The 25,200-nt window shown below is 64.3% G+C and carries 24 protein-coding genes; 18 read left to right on the forward strand and 6 right to left on the reverse strand.

From position 1 onward, the window contains the following. The first annotated feature begins 136 nt into the window (after positions 1-136). The 4 genes from NKH17_RS03090 to NKH17_RS03105 are packed head-to-tail and all read left to right on the forward strand — an operon-like array spanning position 137 to position 4,358. Positions 137-1,135, forward strand: coding sequence for an ABC transporter ATP-binding protein (locus tag NKH17_RS03090; protein WP_254816125.1), 999 nt, complete (start codon positions 137-139; stop codon positions 1,133-1,135). A gap of 14 nt (positions 1,136-1,149) precedes the next feature. Next, positions 1,150-2,100: an ABC transporter permease gene (locus NKH17_RS03095; protein ID WP_254816389.1), complete on the forward strand. Its 951-nt coding sequence runs from the start codon at positions 1,150-1,152 to the stop codon at positions 2,098-2,100. Then, positions 2,090-2,905 carry an ABC transporter permease gene (locus NKH17_RS03100; RefSeq protein WP_254816124.1) on the forward strand — a complete coding sequence of 272 codons (816 nt, stop codon included), beginning with the start codon at positions 2,090-2,092 and terminating at the stop codon, positions 2,903-2,905. Before NKH17_RS03095 ends, NKH17_RS03100 begins: the two co-directional genes overlap by 11 nt. Positions 2,906-2,930: 25 nt before the next feature. Beyond that, entirely contained in the window at positions 2,931-4,358 is a 1,428-nt protein-coding gene (locus NKH17_RS03105; protein WP_352897409.1) for a gamma-aminobutyraldehyde dehydrogenase, read from the forward strand. Positions 4,359-4,402: 44 nt separating this feature from the next. Here the strand turns inward: NKH17_RS03105 and nhaA are convergent, their stop codons facing one another. The 5 genes from nhaA to NKH17_RS03130 form a co-directional block, all read right to left on the reverse strand. Further along, positions 4,403-5,596, reverse strand: a complete 1,194-nt coding sequence (nhaA, locus tag NKH17_RS03110) for a Na+/H+ antiporter NhaA (protein ID WP_352897411.1) — start codon at positions 5,594-5,596, stop codon at positions 4,403-4,405. Between the two features lie 93 nt (positions 5,597-5,689). Next, positions 5,690-6,253: an ActR/PrrA/RegA family redox response regulator transcription factor gene (locus tag NKH17_RS03115; RefSeq protein ID WP_023676342.1), complete on the reverse strand. Its 564-nt coding sequence runs from the start codon at positions 6,251-6,253 to the stop codon at positions 5,690-5,692. A 63-nt stretch (positions 6,254-6,316) separates the two neighbouring features. Beyond that, positions 6,317-7,642, reverse strand: a complete 1,326-nt coding sequence (locus tag NKH17_RS03120; protein ID WP_352506958.1) for an ActS/PrrB/RegB family redox-sensitive histidine kinase — start codon at positions 7,640-7,642, stop codon at positions 6,317-6,319. A gap of 100 nt (positions 7,643-7,742) precedes the next feature. After that, positions 7,743-10,325, reverse strand: coding sequence for an ATP-dependent helicase HrpB (hrpB, locus tag NKH17_RS03125; RefSeq protein WP_352970072.1), 2,583 nt, complete (start codon positions 10,323-10,325; stop codon positions 7,743-7,745). A 76-nt stretch (positions 10,326-10,401) separates the two neighbouring features. Next, on the reverse strand, positions 10,402-11,292 hold the full coding sequence (locus NKH17_RS03130) for a DMT family transporter (protein WP_352897415.1): 891 nt from the start codon (positions 11,290-11,292) through the stop codon (positions 10,402-10,404). A 27-nt stretch (positions 11,293-11,319) separates the two neighbouring features. On the opposite strand from NKH17_RS03130, the gene NKH17_RS03135 reads away from it, so the two are divergent. The 14 genes from NKH17_RS03135 to dhaK all read left to right on the forward strand — a co-directional run bounded on the left by NKH17_RS03135 (position 11,320) and on the right by dhaK (position 24,043). Beyond that, positions 11,320-12,009, forward strand: a complete 690-nt coding sequence (locus tag NKH17_RS03135; RefSeq protein ID WP_352897417.1) for a PIG-L deacetylase family protein — start codon at positions 11,320-11,322, stop codon at positions 12,007-12,009. A 210-nt stretch (positions 12,010-12,219) separates the two neighbouring features. Then, positions 12,220-13,551: an ABC transporter substrate-binding protein gene (locus NKH17_RS03140; RefSeq protein ID WP_352897419.1), complete on the forward strand. Its 1,332-nt coding sequence runs from the start codon at positions 12,220-12,222 to the stop codon at positions 13,549-13,551. A 128-nt stretch (positions 13,552-13,679) separates the two neighbouring features. Further along, entirely contained in the window at positions 13,680-14,627 is a 948-nt protein-coding gene (locus NKH17_RS03145) for a carbohydrate ABC transporter permease (protein WP_352897476.1), read from the forward strand. Continuing rightward, positions 14,624-15,574, forward strand: a complete 951-nt coding sequence (locus tag NKH17_RS03150; protein ID WP_254816115.1) for a carbohydrate ABC transporter permease — start codon at positions 14,624-14,626, stop codon at positions 15,572-15,574. Before NKH17_RS03145 ends, NKH17_RS03150 begins: the two co-directional genes overlap by 4 nt. Continuing rightward, positions 15,571-15,771: a hypothetical protein gene (locus NKH17_RS03155; RefSeq protein WP_352649769.1), complete on the forward strand. Its 201-nt coding sequence runs from the start codon at positions 15,571-15,573 to the stop codon at positions 15,769-15,771. Before NKH17_RS03150 ends, NKH17_RS03155 begins: the two co-directional genes overlap by 4 nt. A gap of 3 nt (positions 15,772-15,774) precedes the next feature. Then, positions 15,775-16,887 carry an ABC transporter ATP-binding protein gene (locus tag NKH17_RS03160; RefSeq protein WP_352649770.1) on the forward strand — a complete coding sequence of 371 codons (1,113 nt, stop codon included), beginning with the start codon at positions 15,775-15,777 and terminating at the stop codon, positions 16,885-16,887. Beyond that, entirely contained in the window at positions 16,880-17,893 is a 1,014-nt protein-coding gene (locus tag NKH17_RS03165) for an ABC transporter ATP-binding protein (RefSeq protein WP_352897422.1), read from the forward strand. Before NKH17_RS03160 ends, NKH17_RS03165 begins: the two co-directional genes overlap by 8 nt. A gap of 67 nt (positions 17,894-17,960) precedes the next feature. After that, complete coding sequence (locus tag NKH17_RS03170) at positions 17,961-19,604, forward strand: dihydroxyacetone kinase subunit DhaK (RefSeq protein ID WP_352897424.1); 1,644 nt, start codon at positions 17,961-17,963, stop codon at positions 19,602-19,604. Positions 19,605-19,685: 81 nt separating this feature from the next. Beyond that, a complete protein-coding gene (gene dhaL / locus NKH17_RS03175; RefSeq protein WP_352897426.1) occupies positions 19,686-20,288 on the forward strand; it encodes a dihydroxyacetone kinase subunit DhaL in 603 nt (200 codons plus the stop codon). Continuing rightward, positions 20,285-20,674, forward strand: a complete 390-nt coding sequence (gene dhaM, locus NKH17_RS03180; RefSeq protein WP_352479844.1) for a dihydroxyacetone kinase phosphoryl donor subunit DhaM — start codon at positions 20,285-20,287, stop codon at positions 20,672-20,674. Before dhaL ends, dhaM begins: the two co-directional genes overlap by 4 nt. A gap of 22 nt (positions 20,675-20,696) precedes the next feature. After that, positions 20,697-20,999, forward strand: a complete 303-nt coding sequence (locus NKH17_RS03185; protein WP_023676329.1) for an HPr family phosphocarrier protein — start codon at positions 20,697-20,699, stop codon at positions 20,997-20,999. Beyond that, entirely contained in the window at positions 20,983-22,599 is a 1,617-nt protein-coding gene (gene ptsP, locus NKH17_RS03190) for a phosphoenolpyruvate--protein phosphotransferase (RefSeq protein ID WP_352897428.1), read from the forward strand. Before NKH17_RS03185 ends, ptsP begins: the two co-directional genes overlap by 17 nt. An 8-nt stretch (positions 22,600-22,607) precedes the next feature. Continuing rightward, positions 22,608-23,030: a hypothetical protein gene (locus tag NKH17_RS03195; RefSeq protein ID WP_352479842.1), complete on the forward strand. Its 423-nt coding sequence runs from the start codon at positions 22,608-22,610 to the stop codon at positions 23,028-23,030. Positions 23,031-23,056: 26 nt separating this feature from the next. Continuing rightward, entirely contained in the window at positions 23,057-24,043 is a 987-nt protein-coding gene (gene dhaK, locus NKH17_RS03200; protein ID WP_352479841.1) for a dihydroxyacetone kinase subunit DhaK, read from the forward strand. Positions 24,044-24,327: 284 nt separating this feature from the next. Here dhaK and NKH17_RS03205 read toward each other — a convergent pair whose 3' ends face one another. Then, a complete protein-coding gene (locus tag NKH17_RS03205; protein ID WP_352897430.1) occupies positions 24,328-25,125 on the reverse strand; it encodes a DUF2259 domain-containing protein in 798 nt (265 codons plus the stop codon). Between the last annotated feature and the right edge of the window lie 75 nt (positions 25,126-25,200).

Genomic DNA, 25,200 nt, shown 5'->3' on the forward strand with positions numbered 1-25,200 from the left:
GAAGAACGGGGGGCCGCCAGCGTTAGAGCGCCTCCCTTCTCCCCGTCCACCATACGGGGAGAAGGTGCCGGCAGACGGAAGAGGGGCGGCGCAACCGCATGAAAATTTAATGAGCCTGACAGATCAGGACAGCCCCATGACCTCCGCCGTTTCCTTCCAAAAAGTCTCCCGCCATTTCGGCAGCGTGCGTGCGGTCGACGCGGTCGATCTCGACATCGTGCCGGGCGAGTTCTTCGCCATGCTCGGGCCTTCCGGCTCGGGCAAGACGACGTGCCTGCGCCTCATTGCCGGTTTCGAGCAGCCGACGGCGGGTTCGATCTCGATCTTCGGCGAACGCGCCGAGGGCGTGCCGCCCTATCGCCGCAACGTCAACACCGTGTTCCAGGATTATGCGCTGTTCCCGCATCTCAACGTGCTCGACAACGTCGCCTATGGGCTGATGGTCAAGGGCATCGGCAGACCGGAGCGGCAAAAGGCGGCGGAAGACGCGCTGGCGCTGGTGCGGCTTCCCGGCTACGGGGCGCGTCGCCCTGGCCAGCTTTCCGGCGGCCAGCGCCAGCGCGTCGCGCTCGCCCGTGCGCTGGTCAACCAGCCCAAGGTGCTGCTGCTCGACGAGCCGCTCGGCGCGCTCGACCTCAAGCTTCGCGAAAACATGCAGGAGGAGTTGAAATCGCTGCAGAAGGCGCTTGGCATCACCTTCGTGTTCGTCACCCACGACCAGGGCGAAGCGCTGTCGATGGCCGACCGCGTCGCCGTGTTCAACGATGGCAAGATCATGCAGATCGGCACGCCGGAAGACATCTATCAGCGCCCCAAGACCCGCTTCGTCGCCGATTTCGTCGGCTCGTCCAACGTGTTGCCGCCGGATTTCGTCCAGCGCTATGCCGGCCAGCATCGCTGGGGCAGCCTGCGGCCCGAATCCATTCGCATCGGCCGGGCGGCCAAGGGCGACGGCGTTGCCGCCCGCCTGGTGTCGACCAATTATCTCGGCGCCACGACAAGACTGGCACTCGATGCAGAGGGCTTGCGGCTGCATGTCATCGTGCCGGCGGGTGCTGCCTTGCCCCGGGAAGGCGAGGCGGTGGCGCTCACCTTCAACCGCGAGCAGTTACATCTGATGGACGATCTCGGATGAGCCTGGACGCTGCCATGCCGCGGGCCACGGCGCCCGCCATCCTGCCGGGAAGCGGCGGCCTGCGTGGCGCGCTCTCCGACCTCTTCTGGCGCCGGCCGCAATTCCTGCTTCTGCTCATGCTGCTGCCGCCGGTCCTGTGGCTCGGCATCGTCTATATCGGCTCACTCTTCGCACTGCTTTTGCAGAGCTTCTTTTCGATCGACGAGTTCTCCGGCCTGATCAACCGGCAGTTCACGCTGAAGACTTATGGCGACCTGCTGCAGGCCGCCAATCTCGACATCATCCTGCGCACGGTGACGATGGCGGCGCTGGTGACGCTGGCGGCGGCGGTCATCGCCTTTCCCATCGCCTATTACGCGGCGCGCTATGCGCGCGGCCGTTGGAAGGCGCTGTTTTATCTCGGCGTCATGCTGCCGCTGTGGTCGAGCTACCTGGTCAAGATCTATGCCTGGAAGCTGATTCTCGCCAAGGAAGGCATCCTGACGTGGCTACTGGCCAAATTGCATCTTCTGTGGCTGCTCGACGCCTGGCTGTCGCTGCCGGTCGTCGGCGGCAACTCGCTGTCGGTCTCCTCAACCGGCACCTTCATCGTCTTCGTCTATGTCTGGCTGCCGTTCATGATCCTGCCGGTGCAGGCCGCACTCGAGCGCGTGCCGGGCAATTTGGTCGAGGCTTCGTCCGATCTCGGTGCCTCGCCCGGGCAGACCTTCCGCAACGTGCTGTTCCCGCTGGCGCTGCCCGGCATCGTCGCCGGCTCGATCTTCACCTTCTCGCTGACGCTCGGCGACTACATCATCCCACAGATCATCGGCACCTCGCGGCTGTTCATCGGCCAGGCCGTTTATTCGCAGCAAGGCACCGCCGGAAACATCCCGCTCGCCGCCGCCTTTACCGTGGTGCCTATCGTCATCATGGGCTTCTATCTCTGGGGCGCCAAGCGCATGGGGGCCTTCGATGCGCTCTGACCGTGGCCCATCCGCGCCGATCGGACTGAAGCTCGCTGCCACCGGCGGCCTGCTTTTCCTGCATTTGCCGATTCTGCTGATCTTCGTCTATGCCTTCACCACCGAGGAGAAGAGCTTCGTCTGGCCGCCGCCGGGCCTGACCACGCAATGGTTCGCCGTCACCTGGAATCGCCCCGACGTCTGGCAGGCGCTATCGCTGTCGGTGCGGGTCGCGGCGATCTCGACCGCCATCGCGCTGGTCCTCGGCACGCTGTGCGCCGCTGCCGTGTCGCGCACAAAATTCTTCGGCCGCGAAACCATCTCGCTGCTGGTCATCCTGCCCATCGCGCTGCCCGGCATCATTACTGGCATCGCGCTGCGCTCAGCCTTCGCGCTGGCCGAAATCCCGTTCTCGTTCTGGACAATCGTGCTCGGCCACGCCACCTTCTGCGTGGTCGTCGTCTACAACAATGCGGTCGCCCGTTTCCGCCGCACGTCCGGCTCGATGATCGAGGCGTCGATGGACCTCGGCGCCGATGGTTTCCAGACCTTTCGGCATGTCGTGCTGCCCAACATCGCAACCGCGCTGCTGGCCGGCGGCATGCTTGCCTTTGCGCTGTCCTTCGACGAGGTCATCGTCACCACCTTCACCGCCGGCCAGCAGCAGACGGTGCCGATCTGGATGCTCGAAGAATTGATCCGTCCGCGCCAGCGTCCGGTCACCAATGTCGTGGCCATGGTCGTGGTGCTGGTGACGCTGCTTCCCATCCTCGTTGCCTATTACCTGACCCGCGACGGCGACCAGATCGCCGGTTCGGGCAAATAATCTCGTTCATAAGGGAGAGACTTCCATGGACACGCAGATGCTGATCGGCTCGAAATTCGAAAAAGGCACCGAGACCGAGGAACCGATCCTCAACCCGAAGACCGGGGCGACCATACTCAATCTGCCCGAGGCCAGCCCCGGGCAGATCGAGGCGGCCGTACTTGCCGCCGAAAAAGCCTTCGTCACCTGGTCCCGCACAACACCGGCGCAGCGCGCCGGCTATCTCCTGAAGATCGCCGATCGCATCGAGGCTGCGGCAACGGATTTCGCGGCGCTCGAGGCGCTGAACTGCGGCAAGCCGATCAATGCCGTGCTCAATGACGAGATCCCGGCGATCGTCGACTGCTACCGCTTCTTTGCCGGCGCGGTCCGCTCGATGCCTGGCCAGGTCGCCGGCGAATACATTCCCGGCCACACCTCGATGGTCCGCCGCGACGCCATCGGCGTTGTGGCGTCGATCGCGCCGTGGAACTATCCGCTGATGATGATGGCCTGGAAGCTGGCGCCGGCGATTGCCGGCGGCAACACGGTCGTCTTCAAGCCGTCGGAACAGACGCCGCTGACCGCGCTGAAGCTGGCGAAAATCCTCGTCGAGATCCTGCCGGAAGGCGTCGTCAACGTCGTGCTCGGCCGCGGCGACAGCGTCGGCAACACGCTGATCAACCATCCGAAGGTCAACATGATCTCGATCACCGGCGACGTCGCCACCGGCAAGAAGGTGCTGCAGGCCGCCGCTAAATCGGTCAAACGCACACATCTCGAGCTCGGCGGAAAGGCGCCGGTCATCGTCTTCGACGACGCCGATCTCGGTGCGGTGGTCAACGGCCTGCGCGCCTTCGGCTATTACAATGCCGGCCAGGATTGCACCGCCGCCTGCCGCATCTATGCCGGCAAGAAGATCTATGACAAACTTGTCGCGGATCTCTCCGCTGCGGTCTCGACCATCAAGTATGATCGCCCCGATGATACCGAGAACGAGATCGGCCCGCTGATTTCGCGTCGCCAGCGTGACCGCGTCTCGAGCTTCGTCGAGCGCGCCTCGGAGCTCAAGCACATCGAGATCACTACGGGCGGCAAGCCGGGTGAGGGCTCCGGCTTCTTCTACCAGCCGACCGTCGTCGCCGGCGCGCTGCAGGAGGACGAGATCGTGCGCCGCGAAGTGTTCGGCCCGGTGGTCTCGGTCACCCGCTTTTCCGAAGTCGACGAAGCGGTGAACTGGGCCAATGATTCTGACTACGGCCTGGCGTCGTCGGTGTGGACCAAGGATGTTTCGCGCGCCATGGCGACGGCCGCCCGCCTGCAATATGGCTGCACCTGGATCAACACCCATTTCATGCTGACCAACGAGATGCCGCATGGCGGGTTGAAACAATCCGGCTACGGCAAGGACATGTCGCTATATGCGCTGGAGGACTATACCGCAGTCCGCCACGTCATGATTGCGCACGGATAGCGCCCTCGGGGAGACGGTGGCCTCAGGCCGAAGGCGCCACGCGATTATTCTTCCGCCTCCTCCGCCCCGCGCGCGGCCGGCGCAACCAGCAGCACAGCGGCGCCGAGGATCGCTGCGATGAAAGAGCCGGCGAGGATGCCGACCTTGACCGCGTCCTGCAGAGCGACGTCGCTGGCGAAGGCGAGCAGGCCGATGAACAGGCTCATGGTGAAGCCGATGCCGCAGAGCAGTGAAATACCGATCATGTGCAGCCAGCCGGCATTGACCGGCAGATCGGCAAATCCGAGCCGGATGGCAAGCGCGGAAGACCCGAACACGCCGACCAGTTTGCCGGCGACGAGACCCGCGGCGACGCCGAGCGTCAGCGGCTCGACCAGTGCGGCAGCGCTGAGACCGCCGAGCGAAACGCCGGCGTTGGCAAAACCGAAGATCGGGATGACGAAAAAGGGTACGATTTTGTGCAGGCCGTGTTCGAGCCGGTGCAGCGGCGAATGGTCGAGATCGTGGCCGCTGCCCGACGAGATCTTCAGCGGTATGGTGAGAGCCAGCGCGACCCCGGCGAGCGTCGCATGGACGCCCGATTTCAAAACCAAAACCCACAGCACGACACCAAGCACGATATAAGGCAGCAGCGTCAGCACCAGCATGCGGTTGAGCACCACCAGCAGCGCGATGACGGCGAAGGCGGCGCCGAGATAGGCGAGCGACAGGCCGCTGGTATAGAACACCGCGATGATGAGCACGGCGCCGAGATCGTCGATGATGGCGAGCGCGGTAAGGAATATCTTCAACGAGCCCGGCACGCGGCTGCCGAGCAGCGACAGCACGCCGAGCGCAAAGGCGATATCGGTGGCGGTCGGGATCGCCCAGCCGGACAGAGCGGCTGGATTGTTGCGGTTGATGGCGACGTAGACCAGTGCTGGCACCGCCATGCCACCGGCGGCGGCGATGCCGGGCAGCACGCGGCGCGGCCAGGTCGAGAGTTGGCCGTCGAGCATCTCGCGCTTGATCTCGAGGCCAACCAGCAGGAAGAACACCGCCATCAGGCCGTCATTGATCCAGTGCGAGACGCTGAGCGGTCCGAGATAGGCATGGAGGGCGGAGAAATAAGCTTCGGCCAGCGGCGAATTGGCGACGATCAGGGCCAGGGCCGCCGCAGCCATCAGGATGAGGCCGCCGGCCGCCTCGCTGTCGAGGAATTCGCGCAGCATGGAGACCAGCCGCTTTTCGTCCTGCATGTCGCCTCCGTCGTATCAGCGGCAAGGTCCGACGCACCGCCCAGCGATGATGCGCAAACGGCGCTGGCCGGGCAAGCCTGCAGTCAGAACCTTTTAGCGCGGCGCGCGCTTGGCGAGGATGCGTTGCAGCGTGCGGCGATGCATGTTCAGGCGGCGTGCGGTTTCCGAGACATTGCGGTCGCACATTTCGTAGACGCGCTGGATGTGTTCCCAGCGCACGCGATCAGCCGACATTGGATTTTCCGGCGGCGCGGCACGTTCGCCCGCCGTGCGGGTCAGGGCTGCAAAGATGTCGTCGGCATCGGCCGGCTTCGATAGATAGTCGATGGCGCCGAGCTTTACCGCCGTCACCGCAGTGGCGATGTTGCCATAGCCTGTAAGGATTATGGCGCGAGCATCGTCGCGCTTCTCGCGAATGGCAGCGACGACGTCGAGGCCGTTGCCGTCGGCCAGCCGCATGTCGACCACCGCATAGGCCGGCGGATTGGCGCGCGCCTTGGCAACCGCCTCCTCGACGCTCTCCGCCGTCTCGACCACGAAACCCCTGGTTTCCATGGCGCGGGCAAGCCGCGTCAGGAACGGCTTGTCGTCGTCCACGATCAGCAGCGAGGTGTCCTCGCCTTCGACCATTGCGCCAATCGTTTCGTCAGTACTCATCGTGCTGAAAATCCTGCTGCCTGATTTTTACGCAAATATAGTTTCGCAACGCTATTGTCCAATTTAGGCCGTGTCGAACATGGTGGCCGAAGCCTGCTCGGGATTAAGGAAGACGCTGCGCGGCCACGATATCTGCACGATAGCGCCCTCGCCGGGCTCGCTCGAATTGCGGAAATCGAGCGTCGCGCCGGAGCGTTCGAGCAAGGTCTTGGCGATGAATAGGCCGAGGCCGAGGCCGCCGCCGGCTTCGGTGCCTTGTCGGGTCGACATATAGGGTTCGCCGATACGGTCGATGATCTCCGGTGGAAAGCCCGGCCCGTCGTCGATGATCGAGAAGCTGACGGCGGCCTCGTTCCACCTCCAGCGTATGGTGACGTTCTTGCGGGCGAAGTCGACGGCGTTCTCGACCAAATTGCCGAGCCCGTAAATGACGCCGGGATTGCGCCGGCCCACCGGTTCCGGGCCGATGCGCTCGCCCGGCCGAAGCTTGATCGAAATGCCGAAATCGCGGTGCGGTGCCGTCACTTCCTCGACGAGCGAGGTCAGCGGCAGGCGCGAGAGGTGCACTTCGCTCTCGGAGGAAAGGCTGGTCAGGCGCTTCAGGATTTCGCGGCAGCGCTCGCTCTGCGAACGCAGCAGCTTCACGTCCTCGCCGTATTTCGGATCTTCGCCAAGCGCCTTCTCCATCTCCTTGGCGACAAGCGTGATGGTGGCGAGCGGCGTGCCGAGTTCGTGCGCGGCGGCCGCGGCGAGGCCGTCGAGGGCCGAGAGATGCTGTTCTCGCTGAAGCACCAATTCCGTGGCGGCAAGCGCGTTGGCAAGCAGCCGCGCCTCCTCTGCCACCCGGAAGGCATAGATCGCGGTAAAGGCGATGGAGCAGAACACCGCCATCCACATGCCGGCGACATAGATGAACGGCATCGCCAATGGCGCCCCCTCATGCCAGGGCAGCGGCAGGTGGTAGAAGACCAGCAGCGTCGCCGCCACGATCACCAGCGCACCGAGCAGAGCCGTCAATCGCAGCGGCAGCGACGTCGCGGAGACGACGACGGGCACGGTCATCAGCAGCGAAAACGGATTGGTAAGGCCGCCGGTCATGTAGAGCAGGCCGGCAAGCTGCAGGCTGTCGAAGGTCAGGATGGCAAAGGCCGAGAACGGGGTAAGCCGATGCGCCGCCGGATAGCGGAAGGTCAGCAACAGGTTCATCCAGGCCGAACAAGCGATCAGCGCAAAACACATGCTGACCGGCAGCGGAAATTTCAGCCCGTAGGCGACGACAAGCACGGTCAGGCTCTGGCCGACAATGGCAAGCCAGCGCAGCCTGATCAGCGTGTTGAGGCGCAGCCGCTGGCTTTGCTGGAAGTCGGGCGCGTGCAGAATGTTTATCATGGCGGGATTATAGAGGGGAAACCGCTGGAGGTCTTTCCGAAAACCGGGACCACTTTCCCCTGACGCGGACCTTCGGGTTGTGATCATGGTCCGGGAAGCATCAGGTACCGCGCGGCTTCGCGCGGCTGGTGGCGGCGGCGAGAAGCGGGTTCTCCGGCCAGACATGCCTGGGATAGCGGCCACGCATGTCTGCCCGCACATCGGCCCAGGAGCCGCGCCAAAAGCCGGGCAGGTCGCGCGTCGTCTGGATCGGCCGGTGCGCCGGCGACAGCAATTCGAGGGTCAGCGGCACAGTGCCGTTGGCGATCGCCGGATGCCGGTCGAGGCCGAACAGCTCCTGCACGCGCGCCGCCAGCACCGGCCATTCGCCGTCATAGCGGATCGGTAGCCGGCTGCCCGACGGCGCGTCGAAATGGGTCGGCGCCAATGTGTCGATCTTGCGCTGCAATTCGTGCGGCACCAGCGTCATCAGGCCTTGCGAAAGCACGCTAGGATCAATCGCCGTAAAGGCTGTGGCACCGGAAAGGAATGGCAGCAGCCAGTCGTCGAGGCGCTCGACGAGCGCGGCATCGGAGACATCGGGCCATGGCGCGCCGAGGCCGCGATGCAGCCATCCGAGCCGCTGCCGCAACGTCTCCGCCTCCCTGGTCCACGGCAACAGGGACAGGCCGTGTTCGCGCAAGGCGTCGAGGATGGCGCGATCCGCGTCGGCACCGGTCGGCGCCGGCAGCATGCGTTCGGACAACGTGATGGCCCCGAGGCGAACCGTTTCGCGCACCCGCACCGCGCGCCTGTCGCGGTCGAAGCGGACCTCGCGGCGCGTCCCGATCCTTTCCGCCAGCGCGGCACGGATATCGGTCTCATCGATGGCTGCCGCCGCGGTGATGCGGGCGTTCTGCGCCTTGCCCTGCAGGTCGGCGACGACGAGCCAGGTCTCGCCGGCCAGCGGATCGGAGGCGTCGAGCATGGCGCCCGAGCCGTTGGCAAGCACGAAGCGGCCACGCTCGCCGCGCGCCCTGGCTACCCGATCCGGCCAGGCATGGATGAGGAGCGAGCCAGCGGTGCTGCCCTCCCCCTTGAGGGGAGGGTTGATCCGCGTAGCGGATCGGGGCGGGGTCGGTTCGGGCACGCCATCGGCGATCCCGCCCCGTCTCCCTCGTCTCGCTGCGCTCGGCTCGTTCGCCGACCCTCCCCTCGAGGGGGAGGGTGAAGCCTGCTTTGCCAACCTCTCGGCCAGCTGCCGGGCAGCGGTGGCACGCGGCGATCTTTCGGCGTGAAAGCGCATCAGCCGCCGTTCGAGATCGGCACCCTCGCCGCCAAGGCCACGCTCGGTCAATAGCACGGCGAGCATCGCCGCCTCGAGCGTCTGTCCGGTCCTTGCCGCCTCGGCAACCATGTGGGCGAGCCGCACCGGTAACGCCAGCCTGCGCATCGAGGCACCGCCATCCGTCAGGCGTCCTGCCGCATCGACCGCATCGAGCGCACGCAGCAGCGCCCTCGCCTCGGTGAGCGCCGCAGCCGGCGGGGGATCGAGGAAGGACAGGCTGGTTGGATCGGCGACGCCGAACGCGGCGCAATCGAGCAACAGACCGGAAAGATCGGCCTCGAGGATTTCCGGCGGCGTAAAGGCCGGCAGTGCCGCCGTCTGCTCGGCCCGCCACAACCGGATGGCGACGCCGGGCTGCGTGCGCCCGGCACGGCCGGCGCGCTGGTCGGCGGAAGCGCGCGAAGCACGCACCGTCTCCAGCCGCGTCAGGCCGCTCGCCGGCTCATAGCGCGGCAGCCGCGACAGGCCGGAATCGATGACGACGCGCACGCCGTCGATGGTGATGGAGGTTTCGGCGATCGACGTCGCCAGCACCACCTTGCGGCGGCCGGGCGGCGCAGGCTTGATCGCCGCGTCCTGCGTCTTGTTGTCGAGCATGCCGTAGAGCGGCACGATATCGGTGTCGGCGCCGACCTTGCCGGCCAGCCGCTCCGCGGTGCGCTCGATCTCGCGCTGGCCGGGCAGGAAAGCGAGCACGCTGCCCTCCTCCCCGGCAAGCGCCGAGCGGATCGCCCTGGCCATCGCGTCCTCGATGGCGATGCCGGCCGGCCGCTCGTCATAGCGGATGTCGACCGGGAAGGCGCGGCCTGCGCTCTCGATCACCGGCGCGCCGAACAGCAATTTTGCGACACGCGCGCCATCGAGCGTCGCCGACATCACCAGCAATCTGAGGTCGGGCCTCAGCGCACTTTGCACGTCGAGCGCCAGCGCCAGCCCGAAATCGCCGTCGAGCGAGCGTTCGTGGAACTCGTCGAACAACACCGCCGCGACACCGGGCAGTTCGGGATCGTCGAGGATCATGCGGGACAGCACGCCTTCGGTGACGACGAGAATCCTGGTCTTTGCGGACGTGCGGTTTTCCATGCGCATGGCATAGCCGACGGTTTCCCCGGGCTCTTGGCCAAGCAATTCGGCCATGCGGCGGGCGGCAGCGCGGGCGGCGAGGCGGCGAGGCTCGAGCAGAATGATTTTTCCGGCGCCGAGCCATTCAGCGTCGAGCAGCGCCAGTGGAACCAAAGTCGTCTTGCCGGCGCCGGGCGGCGCCACCAGCACGGCGCTGTTACCATGGCTCAGCGCTTCATCGAGCGCCGGCAAGACAGCGGAGACCGGCAGGTCCGGCAAAAGTTTTGTGGTCATTGTGCTAATGCTGTGCAGCCAGTTGGCGCCGATCGCATATCAGCGGTGACGGTCGCGGCGCAACCTCGGCGCCGATTCAAAGCCTGGTCCGCGAAAACGGGTTCCAGCGCACCGTGCCGAGCCGCACCTCCTCGCGCACCATCGTCAGCAGGCCGGAACCGCCGACCACGGCGAGCCCGACCAGCGACAGAAAATCCGGATATTCTCTGAAGAACAACGCACCTAGAAGCACCGCCCAGACGATCTGCGAATAATGCGTCGGCGCGATACGGTTGGCCGGTGCGTATTTGACCGCCAGCAGATGCAGCAGCTGGCCGCCGGCGGTGAAGGCGCCGGCCAGCACCAGCCAGGCCCATTGCCTGCCATCCGGCAGCGAGAACGAGGTGGCCGCCGCACCGACGCCGTTGAAGAACAGGCCGTAGCCGATCAGCACGCCGAGCATCGTCGTGCGCTTTTCCTGAGCGGCGAGCGAACGCATCAGGATGACATTGGTGGCGGCCAGGAAAGCGATGATGAACGCCGCCAGATGACCAAGATGCAACTCGCGAAAACCAGGCCTGACGACCAGCATGACCCCGGCAAAGCCAGCGACGACCGCAAGCCACCGCCATGGGCCGACCTTCTCCTTGAGGACCAGCGTGGCCAGGATGGTGACGAACAGCGGCGCCAGGAAGATCAGCGCATAGACTTCCGCCAGCGGGATGGTGGTGAAGGCATAGACGCTGAGCACGCCCGACGCGATGCCGGCCCAGGCGCGGGCCTGTACCGCCCAGGGCCGGGTCGTGCGCCAGAAATCGCGCCAGCGCTCGCCTGGCGGCCTGGCAAAGAGCAGAAAGCAGCCGGCAAACAATGTCGAGAAGAAGCCGATCTCGAAGACGTTGAACTGCCCGCCCAGGCTTTTGACAACGGCGTCGCTGCACGAATAGCTTGCATAGGCGATGAGAGCGAGCAGAATTCCGTTGGGCACGTTTTTCCGTTTCCGGGAGAGATGAGAGTGAAGATATTGGCGCTTGGCGCGCATCCGGACGACATCGAGATCTTCATGTTCGGTACGATGGCGGCCTATGCCGCGCAAGGCGCAGAACTCTTTTTTGCCATAGCCACGGATGGCGCCAGGGGCGGCTATGGCGATCCGGCCGCGCTGGCCAACACGCGCCGCATGGAGGCGACGGCGGCGGCCGGCCTGCTTGGCGTGACGCCGCGCTTCCTCGACTTTCCCGATGGGGCACTGGTGGCGGATCCCGCGCTGATCGGAGCGCTGAAAGCACTGATCGGCGAGATAGGGCCGGATCTGGCGATCACACATGCGTCGAACGACTATCATGGCGACCACCGCGCGCTGTCGGATGGCGTGCGCATCGCAGCGTCATTCACGGTGCCCGTGCTGCATGCCGACACGTTCGGCGGCACCGGGTTTTCGCCAACGCACTACGTCGATACCTCCGGGCATTTCGATCTCAAGGCGGAGGCGATCCGGGCGCACCAGTCGCAGGATCCCGAGCGTTTCGTCGACGCGGCGCGCACGCAGAACGCCTTCCGCGCCGGCCAGTGCAACGGCCTAGCCGGATCATTCGCCGAGGCCTTCCGCTTCGAGCCGGTCTTCCCCTTCGCCGATATCCGCGCGCTGCTGCCGCCGGCCCCAGTGATCCGACCGGTGACGGTCAGCAACAAGACGGTGACCTAGGCAGGCCGCCGCAACTTCTCACGTTGGTTCCTATCCAGCATGCTGCGGTGCAGTAACGAATTCGCTTGCGTTGTTTAGTAAAAATTGCATCACTAAACAAATTACTAAACATCCGGGCGTTGCCGCCACTGTGTTTAGGCCCCGGAGGAGAGGGGTTTAGCGGGCTCTTGAAACCGTCATCCGGACGCGTTTCGCAAATGGGAGGAAGGCATGAAATCGACCTTTAAATTGACGTTGGGTCTGGCCTCGGCACTCGTTGCGTCGACAGCCGTTTCGAACGTCGCGCAGGCAGAAGATCTTACGCTTTGCTGGGCAGCCTGGGACCCGGCCAACGCGCTTGTGGAATTATCCAAGGACTTCACCAAGGAAACCGGCATCGGCATGAAATTCGAATTCGTGCCGTGGACCAACTATGCCGACCGCTTTCTCAATGAGCTGAATTCGCACGGCAAGCTGTGCGACTTGATCATAGGCGACAGCCAGTGGATCGGCGGCGCCGCCGAGAACGGCCATTACGTCAAGCTGAACGACTTCTTCGACAAGGAGAAGATCCGCATGGACGATTTCGTGCCGGCGACCGTCGTCGGCTATTCGGAATGGCCGAAGAACTCGCCAAATTACTGGGCGCTGCCGGCGATGGGCGATGTCGTCGGCTGGACCTACCGCAAGGACTGGTTCTCCAAGCCGGAGCTGCAGAAGGAATTCAAGGAAAAGTATGGCTGGGATCTCGGCCCGCCGACGACCTTCGACCAGCTGAAACAGATCGCCGAATTCTTCCAGAAGCGCGAGATCGACGGCAAGACCGTCTATGGCGCGTCGATCTATACCGAGCGCGGCTCGGAAGGCATCACCATGGGCGCCATGGACGTACTCTACAGCTTCGGCTTCCAGTACGAAAACCCGAAAAAGCCCTACGAGATGGAAGGCTTCGTCAACTCCGATAAATCGGTGAAGGGCCTGGAGTTCTACAAGGCGCTCTATGACTGCTGCACGCCTCCCGGCGCCTCGAACAGCTACATGGGCGAAGGTGTCGATGCCTTCAAATCCGGCCAGGTGGCGATGCACATGAACTTCGCCTTCACCTGGCCAGGCCTGCAGAAGGACGAGAATGTCGGCGGCGACAAGATAGGTTATTTCGTCAATCCCAAAGGTCCGGACGGCGACCAGTTCGCCCAGCTCGGCGGCCAGGGCATCTCGGTGGTCTCCTATTCCGACAAGCAGGAAGCCGCGCTCAAATACATCAAATGGTTTGCCAACAAGGACGTGCAGTCCAAATGGTGGTCGCTCGGCGGCTATTCCTGCCTCAACGCGGTCGTCAAGGATCCGGGCTTCCCGGCCAGCCAGCCCTACGCGCAGACCTTCCTCGACTCGATGGCCATCGTGAAGGACTTCTGGGCCGAGCCGAGCTATGCCCCGCTGCTGCAGGCATCACAAAAGCGCTTCCACGACTATGTCGTTGCCGGGCAAGGCTCGGCCAAGGATGCGCTCGACGGCCTCGTCAAGGACTGGACCGAGGTCTTCCAGGACGATGGCAAGATGTAACCGGGGCAAGATGTAACCGGCTCCTCCCGGGCCCATGACCGAACCGTCCCGTGCCGCCCTTGGCACGGGACACAGTTCAGATAAATTCCATTGTCGAGACGATCCAAGTGACCGAAGCAGGACTGACCATGCTCAATCGGACTGCGGACAGCGTTGCCCGGGCTAAGCCCGAGCCGTTGGCCCGCAAGGTCCGGGGCATCAGCGACAAGGGCCTCGCCTGGCTGTTCATCTCGCCGACGATCCTGTTGCTTCTAGCCATCAACATCTTCCCGCTGTTCTGGGCGATCTATCTGTCCTTCACCAATTTTCGCGCCAATCGTCCCAATGAGGTGGTGAAGAACCTTGGGCTCGCGAACTACAAACGCATTCTCGCCGACCAGGACATCTGGATCGCCATGCAGACGACGGCGCATTTCGTGTTCTGGACCATCCTGCTGCAGACGCTGATCGGCTTTACGCTGGCCTGGCTGATCGACCGCAAGTTCCGCGGGCACGCCTTCTGGACGACCATCATCCTGGTGCCGATGATGCTGTCGCCGGCGGTGGTCGGCAATTTCTGGCGCTTTCTCTATGAGCCGCAGATCGGGCTGTTCGCCTACGCCGTCTCGTTCGTCACCGGCATTCCGGCAACGCAGATCAGCATGCTCTCCAACGTGTCGCTGGCGCCATGGTCGATCATCATCGTCGACACCTGGATGTGGACGCCTTACGTGATGCTGATCTGCCTCGCCGGCCTGCGCTCGATCCCCGAATACATCTACGAAGCGGCCGAGGTCGACCGCGCCTCCAACTGGCGGCAGTTCTGGTCGATCACGCTGCCGATGGCGCTGCCCTTCATCATGCTGGCGGTGCTGTTCCGCGGCATCGAGAACTTCAAGATGTTCGACATGGTCAATTTGCTCACTGGCGGCGGGCCAGGATCGACCACCGAAGTGGCCTCGATCACGCTAAAGCGGCAGGCCTTCGAAAGCTGGCGGACGGGCTATTCCTCGGCCTTCGCCATCATCCTGTTCGTCGCGGTGTTCGGCCTGGCCAACATCTACGTCAAGGCACTGAACAAGGTGAAGCAGAGATGAGCCTGACGTCAGCCCATTCTGTTGTCGCACCCTCGGCCACGTCGAAGCGCGTCGCCGGCACGATCATCGTTGCCTACGCGCTGATCTCGATCGTGCCGCTGCTGTGGATCTTCGCCACCAGCTTCAAGACGCCGCCGGATTCGATCGCCTATCCGCCGAAGATCCTGTTCCAGCCGAGCCTCGAGGGCTACTGCAACTTGTTCTCGACCCGGACTCGGCAAACCCCGGAATACATCAACTCCCTGGGACCGGCGACGGGGGTCTGCGACGAGACGGTGCGCAAGCGCAACATGGTGATCGCCGGCCCGTCGAACTTCATGCCGCGCTTCGTCAATTCGCTGATCATCGCCTTCGGCTCGACCTTTTGCGCGGTGTTCCTCGGCACGCTGTCGGCCTATGGTTTTTCGCGTTTCAAGGTGCCGCTCGCCGACGACCTTCTGTTCTTCATCCTGTCGACGCGGATGATGCCGCCGATCGCCGTCGCCATCCCGATCTACCTGATGTATCGGGAGCTCGGCTTGTCGGACACCGCGCTCGGCATGATCCTGCTCTACACGGCGGTCAACGTGTCGCTGGCAGTCTGGCTGCTGAAAGGCTTCATCGACGAGATCCCGCGCGAATATGAAGAGGCGGCGATGATCGACGGCTACACCAGGCTGCAGGCGTTCTGGCGCACCGTGCTGCCGCAGGCGACCACCGGTATTGCCGCAACCGCCATCTTCTGCCTGATCTTTGCCTGGAACGAATACGCCTTCGCTGCGCTGCTGACCTCGGGCACGGCGCAGACCGCGCCGCCCTTCATCCCGACCATCATCGGCGAAGGCGGCCAGGACTGGCCGGCGGTCGCGGCCGGCACGACGATCTTCCTGGTGCCGATCCTGGTCTTCACCATCCTGCTTCGCAAGCAATTGCTGCGCGGCATCACCTTCGGCGCGGTGCGCAAATGAACCTGACAGTAAAACGCAAATCGCGCTGGCCTATCTGGGCCAGGCGCGGACTGATGGAAAACGTCGCCACGGCGATCATCGCCATCGGCTTCCTGATGCTGTTCCAGCCCTTCGCGCTGGCGCTCTACACCTATTCGTTCGTCACCATGCTGGCCGGCACGGCGATGTTCATCATCGTCTCGAAATTTCCGGAGTAGACGATGGCTGAGATCAGGGTCGAACATCTGAGAAAGGCATTCGGCGATTTCGTCGCTGTGCAGGATTCCAACTTCGTCGTCGAGGACGGCGAATTCTTCGTCATGCTAGGGCCGTCGGGTTGCGGCAAGACGACGACGCTTCGTATGATTGCCGGGCTCGAACTGCCGACCGGCGGCAAGATCCTGCTTGGCGGCGAGGACGTCACCATGCGGCGTGCCCGCGAGCGCGACATCGCCTTTGTGTTCCAGCTGTTCGCGCTCTATCCGCACATGAATGTGAGAAAGAACATCGGTTTCCCGCTGCTGGCGCAAGGCATGCCAGGCGCTGAAATTCGGGCCAGGGTGGAAGAGACGGCGAAGCTGTTGCGGATCGACCATCTGCTCAACAAATCGGTCTCCGGGCTGGCCGGCGGCGATCGCCAGCGCGTGGCGCTCGGCCGCGCCATCGTGCGGCGGCCAAAATGTTTCCTGATGGACGAGCCGCTCGGCACGCTCGACACCGAATTCCGCGACCTGATGGTCCATGAGCTGCGCGAATTGCACAACCGCATCCACGCCACCACCGTCTATGTCACGCATGACCAGATGGAAGCGATGTCGATGGCCGACAAGATCGCGGTGATGAACCACGGCGTCATCGAACAGTTCGGCACCCCGCGCGAGATCTATGACCGGCCGGCGACGATGTTCGTCGCCGACTTCATCGGCTCGCCGCCGATGAATTTCCTCGGCTTCGGCGGCGGCCTTTCAAAGGGCGCCAGGGAAGTTGTTGTGCAGGGCGCGAGGGTGGCCGTGCCGGAGGTGCGCGAGGATGTCGCGCCGGCCGAGATGGCGCTTGGCATCCGACCGGAGCACATCCGCTTCGACGACGCTTCGAAGCTGCGCGGAGCTATTTACGGCACGGAATATCTCGGCACCACCCAGATCGTGGCGGTGGAGACGGCAGACGGCATCATCAAGGCCAGGGTGCCGGCCGAAATCCGGCTCAATCCGGGCGATCATGTGGGCCTGGCGCTGAACAGCGCGCGGCTGTCACTGTTCGCAAAAGGATCCGGCCGTGCGGTGCGCACCGAAATCCATGACTCGGCCTCCCAGGGGAGAGCGCATCATGGCTGACGTTCACATCAAGGGCGTGACAAAGGCTTTTGGCGAGCATGTCGCCGTCGACAATCTCGATTTGCATATCGCCGACGGGGAATTCGTCGTGCTGCTCGGGCCGACCGGCGCCGGCAAGACGACAACGCTCAGGCTGATCGCCGGGCTGGAGCGTCCGGAAGCGGGCTCGATCCATATTGCCGGCCACGACACGACGACGCTGTCGCCGGCCGAGCGCGACACCGCTTTCGTGTTCCAGCAATATTCGCTCTATCCGCATCTGTCGGTTTACGACAACCTCGCCTTTCCGCTGCGCTCGCCGGCGAGGAAAATGCCGGAGGATCAGATCCGCCGCCGCGTCGAGGACGTGGCCAAGATGGTGCGCATCCACCACAAGCTGAATAATCGCTCGACCAAACTCTCGGGCGGCGAGATGCAGCGCGTTGCCATCGGCCGCGCTTTGGTGCGCAAGCCGTCGATCTACCTGATGGACGAGCCGCTGTCGTCGCTCGACGCCAAGCTGCGGGCCGATCTCAGGCTCGAGCTGAAGCGCATCCAGGCCGAACTCGGCGCCACCATGCTCTACGTCACCCATGACCAGATCGAAGCGATGACCATGGCCGACCGCATCGGCATCCTCGCCGACGGTGTGCTGGTGCAGATCGGTTCGCCGCGCACGATCTATTCTGAGCCGGCAAACCTTCACGTCGCGGCCAGGCTCGGCCAACCGGCAATCAATTTGTTGCCGGTCGGACTGCTGCCGGATGGCGGAGCGCCGGCGGGGACCAGGACAATCGGTGCGCGGACCGAACATCTCTCGATCGCGAAGGCGACGAACGGCCATGCCGACGGCGTCGTCGATTGGGTCGAGCATCTCGGCGACCAGAACCATCTGCACGTGACGGTGGGGACCAGGAAGCTGGTGACGCTGACCGACCCCGACACCGACCTGGCGCAGGGCGACAGGATAATGATCCGCTATCGCTCGCCGCTGTATTTCGGCGCCGATGGGCGACGGCTGATGTGAGCGCTGCGCGAGTGTTTTCCCGGCACCTTTCAACCGGCAATTTCGGGCACCGGAGTGGACCAATTCGATGAAGCATTTTTTCAATCACAGGGATACGATCGTAACTGAGGCCCTGGACGGCTTTCTCGGCACGACCGGCACCAGCGATCTCGCCCGCCTCGACGGCTATCCCGAAATCAAGGTCGTCCTCCGTGCAGACTGGGATAAGAGCAAGGTCAGCATCATCTCCGGCGGCGGGGCCGGGCACGAACCCGCGCATGCCGGCTTCGTCGGCATGGGCATGCTCACGGCGGCAGTATCAGGCGAGATCTTTGCTTCGCCGAGCGTGGAAGCAGTATTGGCGGCCATCCGCGCGGTGACCGGTCCCGCCGGGTGCCTGCTGATCGTCAAGAACTATACCGGCGATCGCCTCAACTTCGGCTTGGCCGCCGAGAAGGCGCGCACCGAAGGCTTCCGCGTCGAGATGGTGATCGTCGCCGACGACATCGCCCTGCCTGATATTGCCCAGCCGCGTGGCGTTGCCGGCACCTTGTTCGTGCACAAGATCGCCGGCCACATGTCGGAAGCCGGCAACGATCTGGCGACGGTTGCCGCTGCGGCGCGGGCTGCGGCGGCGGATATCGTTTCCCTCGGCATATCGCTGTCATCCTGCTCGATCCCCGGTCAGAGCCATGACGAAAGATTTGGCGCCGACGACGCTGAACTCGGCCTCGGCATCCATGGCGAACCGGGCGTTGAGCGGATTGCGGTGCAAAGTGCCGGAAGGCTGGTTGCGATCATGGCGGAGCGCCTTGCCGCGCGGCTCGATCCCGCCAGCGACTACGCCTTGCTGATCAACAATCTCGGTTCGGTGCCACCGCTGGAAATGTTGCTTGTCGCCAATGCGGTGTTGGCATCACCGCTGGCACGAAAGGTGACGCTGACGATCGGACCCGGGCAGCTTATGACCGCGCTCAACATGAACGGCTTTTCCTTGTCGCTGATCCGGCTCGATGCGCCGCGCGAAGCGGCGTTGCGGGCGCCGGTAGGTCCTCACGCCTGGCTGCCGGCAAGAGCCGTTCGGCAACCCAGCGTCGTGCCGATGGCCAAAGCCGCCGGCCAGGGCAACGCGTCGAAAGCCAGCCCGGACGCACGCACCGAGCGGCTGGTGGTCGCCATCTGCGAACGGCTGATCTCGCTTGAAGGCGCGTTGAACGGACTGGACGCCAAGGCGGGAGACGGTGACACCGGATCGACTGTGGCGGCCGGTGCGCGCAGCGTGCTTGGCCGCCTTGCGGCGCTGCCGCTCGCCGACCCTGCCGCAACGCTGGCCGCCGTGGGCGACATCCTGAGTGCCAGCATGGGCGGCTCTAGCGGCGTGCTGCTGTCGATCTTCTTCACCGCCGCCGCGCAGGCGCTGGAGTCTGGCGAAACGCTTCCCAAGGCGCTTCTCGCCGGCCTCGATCGGATGTCCTTCTATGGTGGAGCGAGGATGGGCGATCGCACGATGATCGATGCCTTGGAACCCGCCTTGAAGGCGCTGGATAGCGGCAGTCTGGAGGACGCGGCGGTCGCGGCGCGACGCGGCGCCGAGGCCACCGCTGCCATGCGCAAGGCCAAGGCCGGGCGGTCCGCCTATATTGGCAGCCAGCTCGACGGCGTGGTCGACCCCGGCGCCTTTGCCGTCGCCGAGGTCTTCACTGCCCTCGCTGCGTTGCTCCAACCCGCTTGACTGGGGAAAAGAATGCTTCAATTGCCGGATATGCAATTTTCTCGTACTGCCGGCAGCGCAGGGGCCAGGAGCATGGGTGATATGGCGGCAGCGGATATTTCCAGGCTGATCGAGGCGGCGGCAAACACCATCGCCGCCCATGCCGAAGAGCTGACCAGTCTCGATCAGGCCATCGGCGACGGCGACCATGGGCTCAACATGAAACGCGGCTTCGAGGCCGTGCGGGCCGAGGCCGGCGCGTTTGCGGCAAAGCCGTTGCCCGAAGCGCTGAAAGCGATCGGCACCAAACTGGTGATGACCGTCGGCGGAGCCTCCGGTCCCTTGTTCGGCACGCTGTTCATGGTGCTCGGCAAGGAGATTCCCGCCGCGCCGGATCGCGCCGATCTGGCGGCGGCCTTCGGCAAGGCGATTGAAGCAGTGGCCGCCAGAGGCAAGTCGCAGGCCGGGCAAAAAACCATGCTCGACGTGCTGCAGCCGGTACATGAAGCGCTCGTGCAGGGAAAGGCGGCAGCGGACATCGCCGAGATCGCCGACAAAGCGGCCGACGCGACCGTGCCGATGAAGGCGCTGCGTGGGCGCGCCTCCTTCCTTGGCGACCGTTCGATCGGTCATATGGATGCCGGCGCACGCTCGACCGCGCTTCTGGTGCGGGCCGTAGCCGAAGCAATCGAGAGGCGCGCATGAGCAATGTCGGCATCGTCATCGTCTCGCATTCGCCGCTGGTCGCCGAAGGCACCGCCGACATGGTGCGGCAGATGGTCGGCAACGAAGTGCCGCTTGCATGGTGCGGCGGAAACGGCCATGGCGGGCTGGGAACCAATGTCGAGGCGATCATGGGTGCCATCGACAAGGCCTGGTCGGAGGCGGGTGTCGCGATCCTCGTTGATCTCGGAGGTGCCGAGACCAATAGCGAGATGGCGATCGAGATGATCGGCGAACCACGCGCCCAGAAGATCGTCGTCTGCAATGCGCCGATCGTCGAAGGCGCGGTGATGGCGGCGACCGAGGCTTCCGGCGGCGCCTCGCTCAGGGAAGTGGTGGCGACGGCGCACGAATTGTCGCCGTCGTGAACGAACGGGAATTTTGACAAGCATGTCCGCAGCAGCCGAAGCCAGCGTCCTGATCACCCATGAGGTGGGGCTGCATGCGCGTCCTTCGGTGAAGTTCACCAAGCTTGCCAAGACGTTTTCGGCCGACGTCGAGATTGCGCTCGCCGCCAACGGGCCATGGTTCGACGCCAAGAGCATCGTCAAGGTGATGGCTGCGAAAGCGCCGAAAGGCACTGTCCTGCACATCAGAGCCAAAGGGGACGGCGCCGGCGAGGCGGTCGGAGCACTGGTCGAGCTGGTGCGCCGCGATTTCGACGAAGGCAAGGACCATGCCCGAACCGCTTAGGCTGCAGGGCATTTCGGCATCGGCCGGCTATGCCGAGGGGCCGCTGTTCGATCTGGACCAGGCTGCTGTGCGTTATGTCCGCAAGGCGACTGCCGCGGACGAGAAGGCGGCGCTTGAGGCCGCCATCTCCATTGCCGCGGGCCGGCTCGCGACATTGATCGAAAGCAGCGACAGCGAGGCGGCCGCCATCCTCGAATTCCAGCTCGCCATGCTGGAGGACGACGCGCTGACCGGCCCGGCCTTTGCGCGAATTGCCGAGGGCATGGCTGCTGATGTGGCTTGGCGAACAGCGCTCGACGCCGAGATCGCCGGCTATGAAACATCCGAGCAGGACTATTTCCGGGCGCGCGCCGCCGACATGCGCGATATACGCGACCAGGTGCTGCGCGCGCTGACCGGGGGCGGCGACATTGCCGCGCCGGCGGGTGCGATCTTCTACGGCGAGGATATCGCACCGACGCGCTTCCTCGAAACCGACTGGAGTGCAGGCGGCGGCATAGCACTTACGGCCGGAAGTGCCGCAAGTCATGTCGCAATGCTGGCACGCTCACGCGGCGTGCCCATGGTGGTGGGGCTCGGGCTCATGGAGCGTGGGCTGGCCAGGCCAGGTGCTTCGCCGGCTCACCTTACCGGAATCGCACTGCTCGATGCCGAACATGGCGGCATCGTGTTGGCGCCTTCGAAAGCGGAGATCGCCATATTCCGGCGATCGTCGTCGTCTTTCGCGGCGCATCGCGGCAAAGCGGCAGCCTATCTGACAAGGCCGGCGGCAACGAAGACCGGCATAGCGGTCCGCGTGCAGGTGAATATCGCCGATCCGTCCGATGTCGACAGCATCGATGCTGCGGCGTGCGACGGTGTCGGGCTGATGCGGACCGAATTCCTGTTCGGCAAGACGCTGCCGGGCGAGGAGACGCAATATCGCGCCTACCGCAAAGTGCTGGAATGGGCAGGCGAGAGGCCGGTGACGATCCGTACTGTCGATGCGGGCGGCGATAAGCCTGTGCCGGGCCTCACCGTCGAGGAAGGTAATCCGTTCCTTGGCCTGCGCGGCATCAGGCTGTCGCTGATGCGTCCGGAGGTCTTTCGTGTGCAGATCCGCGCCTTGCTACGTGCCGCCATGCACGGCAATTTGAAGGTGATGTTCCCGATGATCGCCGTTCCGGAAGAGTATGAACACGCCACCGCGCTGTTCGCGGAGGAGCAGGCTGACCTTTTGGCGCGCGGCATCGCGCACAAAATGCCGCCGCTTGGCATCATGGTCGAGGTGCCGTCGGTGGCCATCGCACCGGAGGCATTCGCCAAGGCCGCCTTCTTCTCGATCGGTTCGAATGATTTGACCCAATACGTGATGGCGGCCGCGCGCGACAATGCGTCGGTCGCACATCTGAATTCCGTCAGGCACCCGGCCGTGCTCCGGCTGATCGCCTCCGTTGCGGCCTTCGGCCGCGGGCATAATATCCCGGTCAGCCTGTGTGGCGATGCCGGCGGCGACCCCGCCTCGATCCCGGCGCTGCTCGAAACCGGCCTGCGTGACCTCTCCGTCGCTCCCGCCCAACTCGCGATGGCCAAGGCGGCCATCGCGGACGTTTCGATCTAGGCCCCGGCATGGCAGACAAGGCGTCGCAATCCGGCCCCGAAGAGGCGATCCGCGCCTACAAGACGATCCTGTCGCAGGTGATCGACCAGCGCCCGTCCGGCATGCGCCAGCGTCTCGCCGACGCGCTTGGCAAGCACCGCAGCTTCGTCACGCAGATTTCAAGCCCGGCCTACTCGACGCCGATCCCGTCGAAGCATTTGCCGGCTATCTTCTCCGTCTGCCATTTCAGCCCGGTCGAACGCGACCATTTCCTTGAGGCCTACCATCGGGCTCATCCGGGAAAGATGTCGCTGGCCGCAGGCATGCGCAAGACACGTCATGTCTCGCTGATCGTTCCCGATTTCGGCGACGACAAGCAGAACGCGGCGCTCGACCGGGCGGTCAACGATTTCATCCAGAAGATCACCAGCATCGCCGGCAAGGGCAGCTGACGCTGGGCTATTTCGGGAGAACAGCCATGAAGAAATTTCTGAATTCGGTCGATACGGTGCTGACCGAGAGCCTCGACGGCTTCGTTGCCGCGCATGCCGATATCCTGGCGCTTGGCGAGGAACACAAATTCATCCGCCGCAAGCTGCTCAAGCCGGGCAAGGTGGCGCTGATCTCCGGTGGCGGCTCGGGTCACGAGCCGCTGCATGGCGGATTCGTCGGGCACGGCATGCTGGATGCCGCCTGCCCCGGCCAGGTATTCACCTCGCCGACGCCTGACCAGATGATGGCGGCGGCCGAAGTCGTCAATACGGGCGCCGGCTGCCTGTTCATCGTCAAGAACTACGAGGGCGACGTGATGAATTTCGACATGGCCGCTGAAATGTCGGAAGGCGTGATGCAAATCGTGACCAATGACGACGTCGCGGTCGAAAACTCGTCCTACACCACCGGCCGGCGCGGCGTCGCCGGTACGCTGGTGGTCGAGAAAATCGTCGGCGCGGCGGCCGAAGAAGGCATGCCACTGGAGCCGTTGAAGGCGCTGGGCGAGCGCGTCAACGGCGCGACGCGCTCGATGGGCGTGGCGCTGACCAGTTGCACCGTGCCGGCGGCGGGCAGGCCGACCTTCGATATCGGCGACGGCGAGATGGAGTTCGGGGTCGGCATCCATGGCGAGCCCGGAAGGCGGCGTGACACATTGAAAAGCGCCGATGCCATCACCGACGAGATCTGTACCGCAATCCTGGGTGACCTGGGCGACGGTGCCAGAGGCCAGGCGCTGCTCTTCGTCAACGGCTTTGGCGGCACACCGTTGATGGAGCTTTACCTGATGTATAACAGCGCCCGCAAAATCTTCGAGAAGCACGGCGTCACGGTAACCCGGTCGCTGGTCGGGTCCTATGTTACCTCGCTCGACATGGCCGGCTGTTCGATCACGCTGAGCATGCTCGACGACGAGGCGGCTGTTTGGTGGGATGCACCGGTACATACGGCCGCGCTGCGCTGGGGCATGTAGCGGCGGAGAATGCCCCAGAAATAGTCGGTGATAGGACCGACATCGGCAACGCCGCGTACCGTCAGACAGTTGCCCTCCTCACCCTGCGTAAGATAAAGAATCTGCGGGTTTGGGGAGTTCGAGGATGCGTTACAATTGGGATCGGGCGCCGACGGGTTTCGAGCGCCATGGAAAGATGCTGGCAGCCGCCTTGCTGATCGCCGGCGGGATCGGACTTATGCTCGCTGCCCTCCCGCTTTAGGGACAACAACCTCGGGTAGCGGACTACTTCTCAGCGCGTTGCCTCAGTGCAGTTGGCCTGTCACGGCGAGAAAACGGCGGTCACGCCCTTCAAATCCCTGGCTGAAGCGCTGCACGAGCACGACAACCACGCCCGCTTTGCCGTCTGGGGCGAAGGTGTAGGATTCCGACAGGCTATAGGAGGTCGGGCAATTTCTCGAACTGGGTACGGTCTTGTCCTCGTGCAACACCTTGATCGGATGGCCGTCCTGGCCCTGCAGCGTCAGGCGAAAGCCGAGCGCCTTGCCGGTCGTCTCGCCCTGCTGCGCCCCGTCGAAACTCGCTGAACAATCCGCCGTGCTATCGGCAAGAATCTGCTCGAGCTGAATGGTCGAGATGCCAAGCTCGTCATAGGTCGGCGAAAGCCATTGTTGCGAAACCTGCTCGAGGCGCGCAATGTCGTTGTAGGCGACCATGTCCTCGGGAAAGGTGAACTTGTCGAAGCCAGTCCGTTCGCCACGCGGCGCTATGTAATATTTGGCCAGCAAGGGCGCCGCCTGCCCCGCGGCCTGTGCCCTCGCCTGCGCAAGTGTCAGCGTCGAATCCTCCGTCTCGTCGACGATGAGGATCGGCTTGCCGCCGACGAACTGATCGGTGCGGGTGTCGATGATATCGATCTCCGACCAGCCCGAATCCGAAGCACCAGCGTCGAGCGTGCCATACTGCTCGAAGGCGAAATAGTTGCCGTCGGGCGAAAAGCCGATGATACGCCGTGCCGCCGCATCGCCGGCCTGAGCAGCTGAAGCGAGCCCTACCGCCAGCGTCGCAACCGCGGCAAACCCAAGCTCGTATCGCAGTTTCATCGCGCCCTGCCCCCAATGTCGAAAATTCGGCCGATACCAGCCCCGCAGGCCACGACGGCCTTGCATTTGCGGCCA

It is taken from the genome of Mesorhizobium sp. M1334 (genome assembly GCF_040317995.1).
GTDB lineage: Bacteria > Pseudomonadota > Alphaproteobacteria > Rhizobiales > Rhizobiaceae > Mesorhizobium.

What these genes read in the sequence shown, in the direction of transcription:
- NKH17_RS03090 (WP_254816125.1), top strand. Translation starts at nt 137, where the DNA reads ATGACCTCCGCCGTTTCCTTCCAAAAAGTCTCCCGCCATTTCGGCAGC.
- NKH17_RS03095 (WP_254816389.1), top strand. Translation starts at nt 1,150, where the DNA reads ATGCCGCGGGCCACGGCGCCCGCCATCCTGCCGGGAAGCGGCGGCCTG.
- NKH17_RS03100 (WP_254816124.1), top strand. Translation starts at nt 2,090, where the DNA reads ATGCGCTCTGACCGTGGCCCATCCGCGCCGATCGGACTGAAGCTCGCT.
- NKH17_RS03105 (WP_352897409.1), top strand. Translation starts at nt 2,931, where the DNA reads ATGGACACGCAGATGCTGATCGGCTCGAAATTCGAAAAAGGCACCGAG.
- nhaA (WP_352897411.1), bottom strand. Translation starts at nt 5,596, where the DNA reads ATGCAGGACGAAAAGCGGCTGGTCTCCATGCTGCGCGAATTCCTCGAC.
- NKH17_RS03115 (WP_023676342.1), bottom strand. Translation starts at nt 6,253, where the DNA reads ATGAGTACTGACGAAACGATTGGCGCAATGGTCGAAGGCGAGGACACC.
- NKH17_RS03120 (WP_352506958.1), bottom strand. Translation starts at nt 7,642, where the DNA reads ATGATAAACATTCTGCACGCGCCCGACTTCCAGCAAAGCCAGCGGCTG.
- hrpB (WP_352970072.1), bottom strand. Translation starts at nt 10,325, where the DNA reads ATGACCACAAAACTTTTGCCGGACCTGCCGGTCTCCGCTGTCTTGCCG.
- NKH17_RS03140 (WP_352897419.1), top strand. Translation starts at nt 12,220, where the DNA reads ATGAAATCGACCTTTAAATTGACGTTGGGTCTGGCCTCGGCACTCGTT.
- NKH17_RS03145 (WP_352897476.1), top strand. Translation starts at nt 13,680, where the DNA reads ATGCTCAATCGGACTGCGGACAGCGTTGCCCGGGCTAAGCCCGAGCCG.
- NKH17_RS03150 (WP_254816115.1), top strand. Translation starts at nt 14,624, where the DNA reads ATGAGCCTGACGTCAGCCCATTCTGTTGTCGCACCCTCGGCCACGTCG.
- NKH17_RS03155 (WP_352649769.1), top strand. Translation starts at nt 15,571, where the DNA reads ATGAACCTGACAGTAAAACGCAAATCGCGCTGGCCTATCTGGGCCAGG.
- NKH17_RS03160 (WP_352649770.1), top strand. Translation starts at nt 15,775, where the DNA reads ATGGCTGAGATCAGGGTCGAACATCTGAGAAAGGCATTCGGCGATTTC.
- NKH17_RS03165 (WP_352897422.1), top strand. Translation starts at nt 16,880, where the DNA reads ATGGCTGACGTTCACATCAAGGGCGTGACAAAGGCTTTTGGCGAGCAT.
- NKH17_RS03170 (WP_352897424.1), top strand. Translation starts at nt 17,961, where the DNA reads ATGAAGCATTTTTTCAATCACAGGGATACGATCGTAACTGAGGCCCTG.
- dhaL (WP_352897426.1), top strand. Translation starts at nt 19,686, where the DNA reads ATGGCGGCAGCGGATATTTCCAGGCTGATCGAGGCGGCGGCAAACACC.
- dhaM (WP_352479844.1), top strand. Translation starts at nt 20,285, where the DNA reads ATGAGCAATGTCGGCATCGTCATCGTCTCGCATTCGCCGCTGGTCGCC.
- NKH17_RS03185 (WP_023676329.1), top strand. Translation starts at nt 20,697, where the DNA reads ATGTCCGCAGCAGCCGAAGCCAGCGTCCTGATCACCCATGAGGTGGGG.
- ptsP (WP_352897428.1), top strand. Translation starts at nt 20,983, where the DNA reads ATGCCCGAACCGCTTAGGCTGCAGGGCATTTCGGCATCGGCCGGCTAT.
- NKH17_RS03195 (WP_352479842.1), top strand. Translation starts at nt 22,608, where the DNA reads ATGGCAGACAAGGCGTCGCAATCCGGCCCCGAAGAGGCGATCCGCGCC.
- dhaK (WP_352479841.1), top strand. Translation starts at nt 23,057, where the DNA reads ATGAAGAAATTTCTGAATTCGGTCGATACGGTGCTGACCGAGAGCCTC.
- NKH17_RS03205 (WP_352897430.1), bottom strand. Translation starts at nt 25,125, where the DNA reads ATGAAACTGCGATACGAGCTTGGGTTTGCCGCGGTTGCGACGCTGGCG.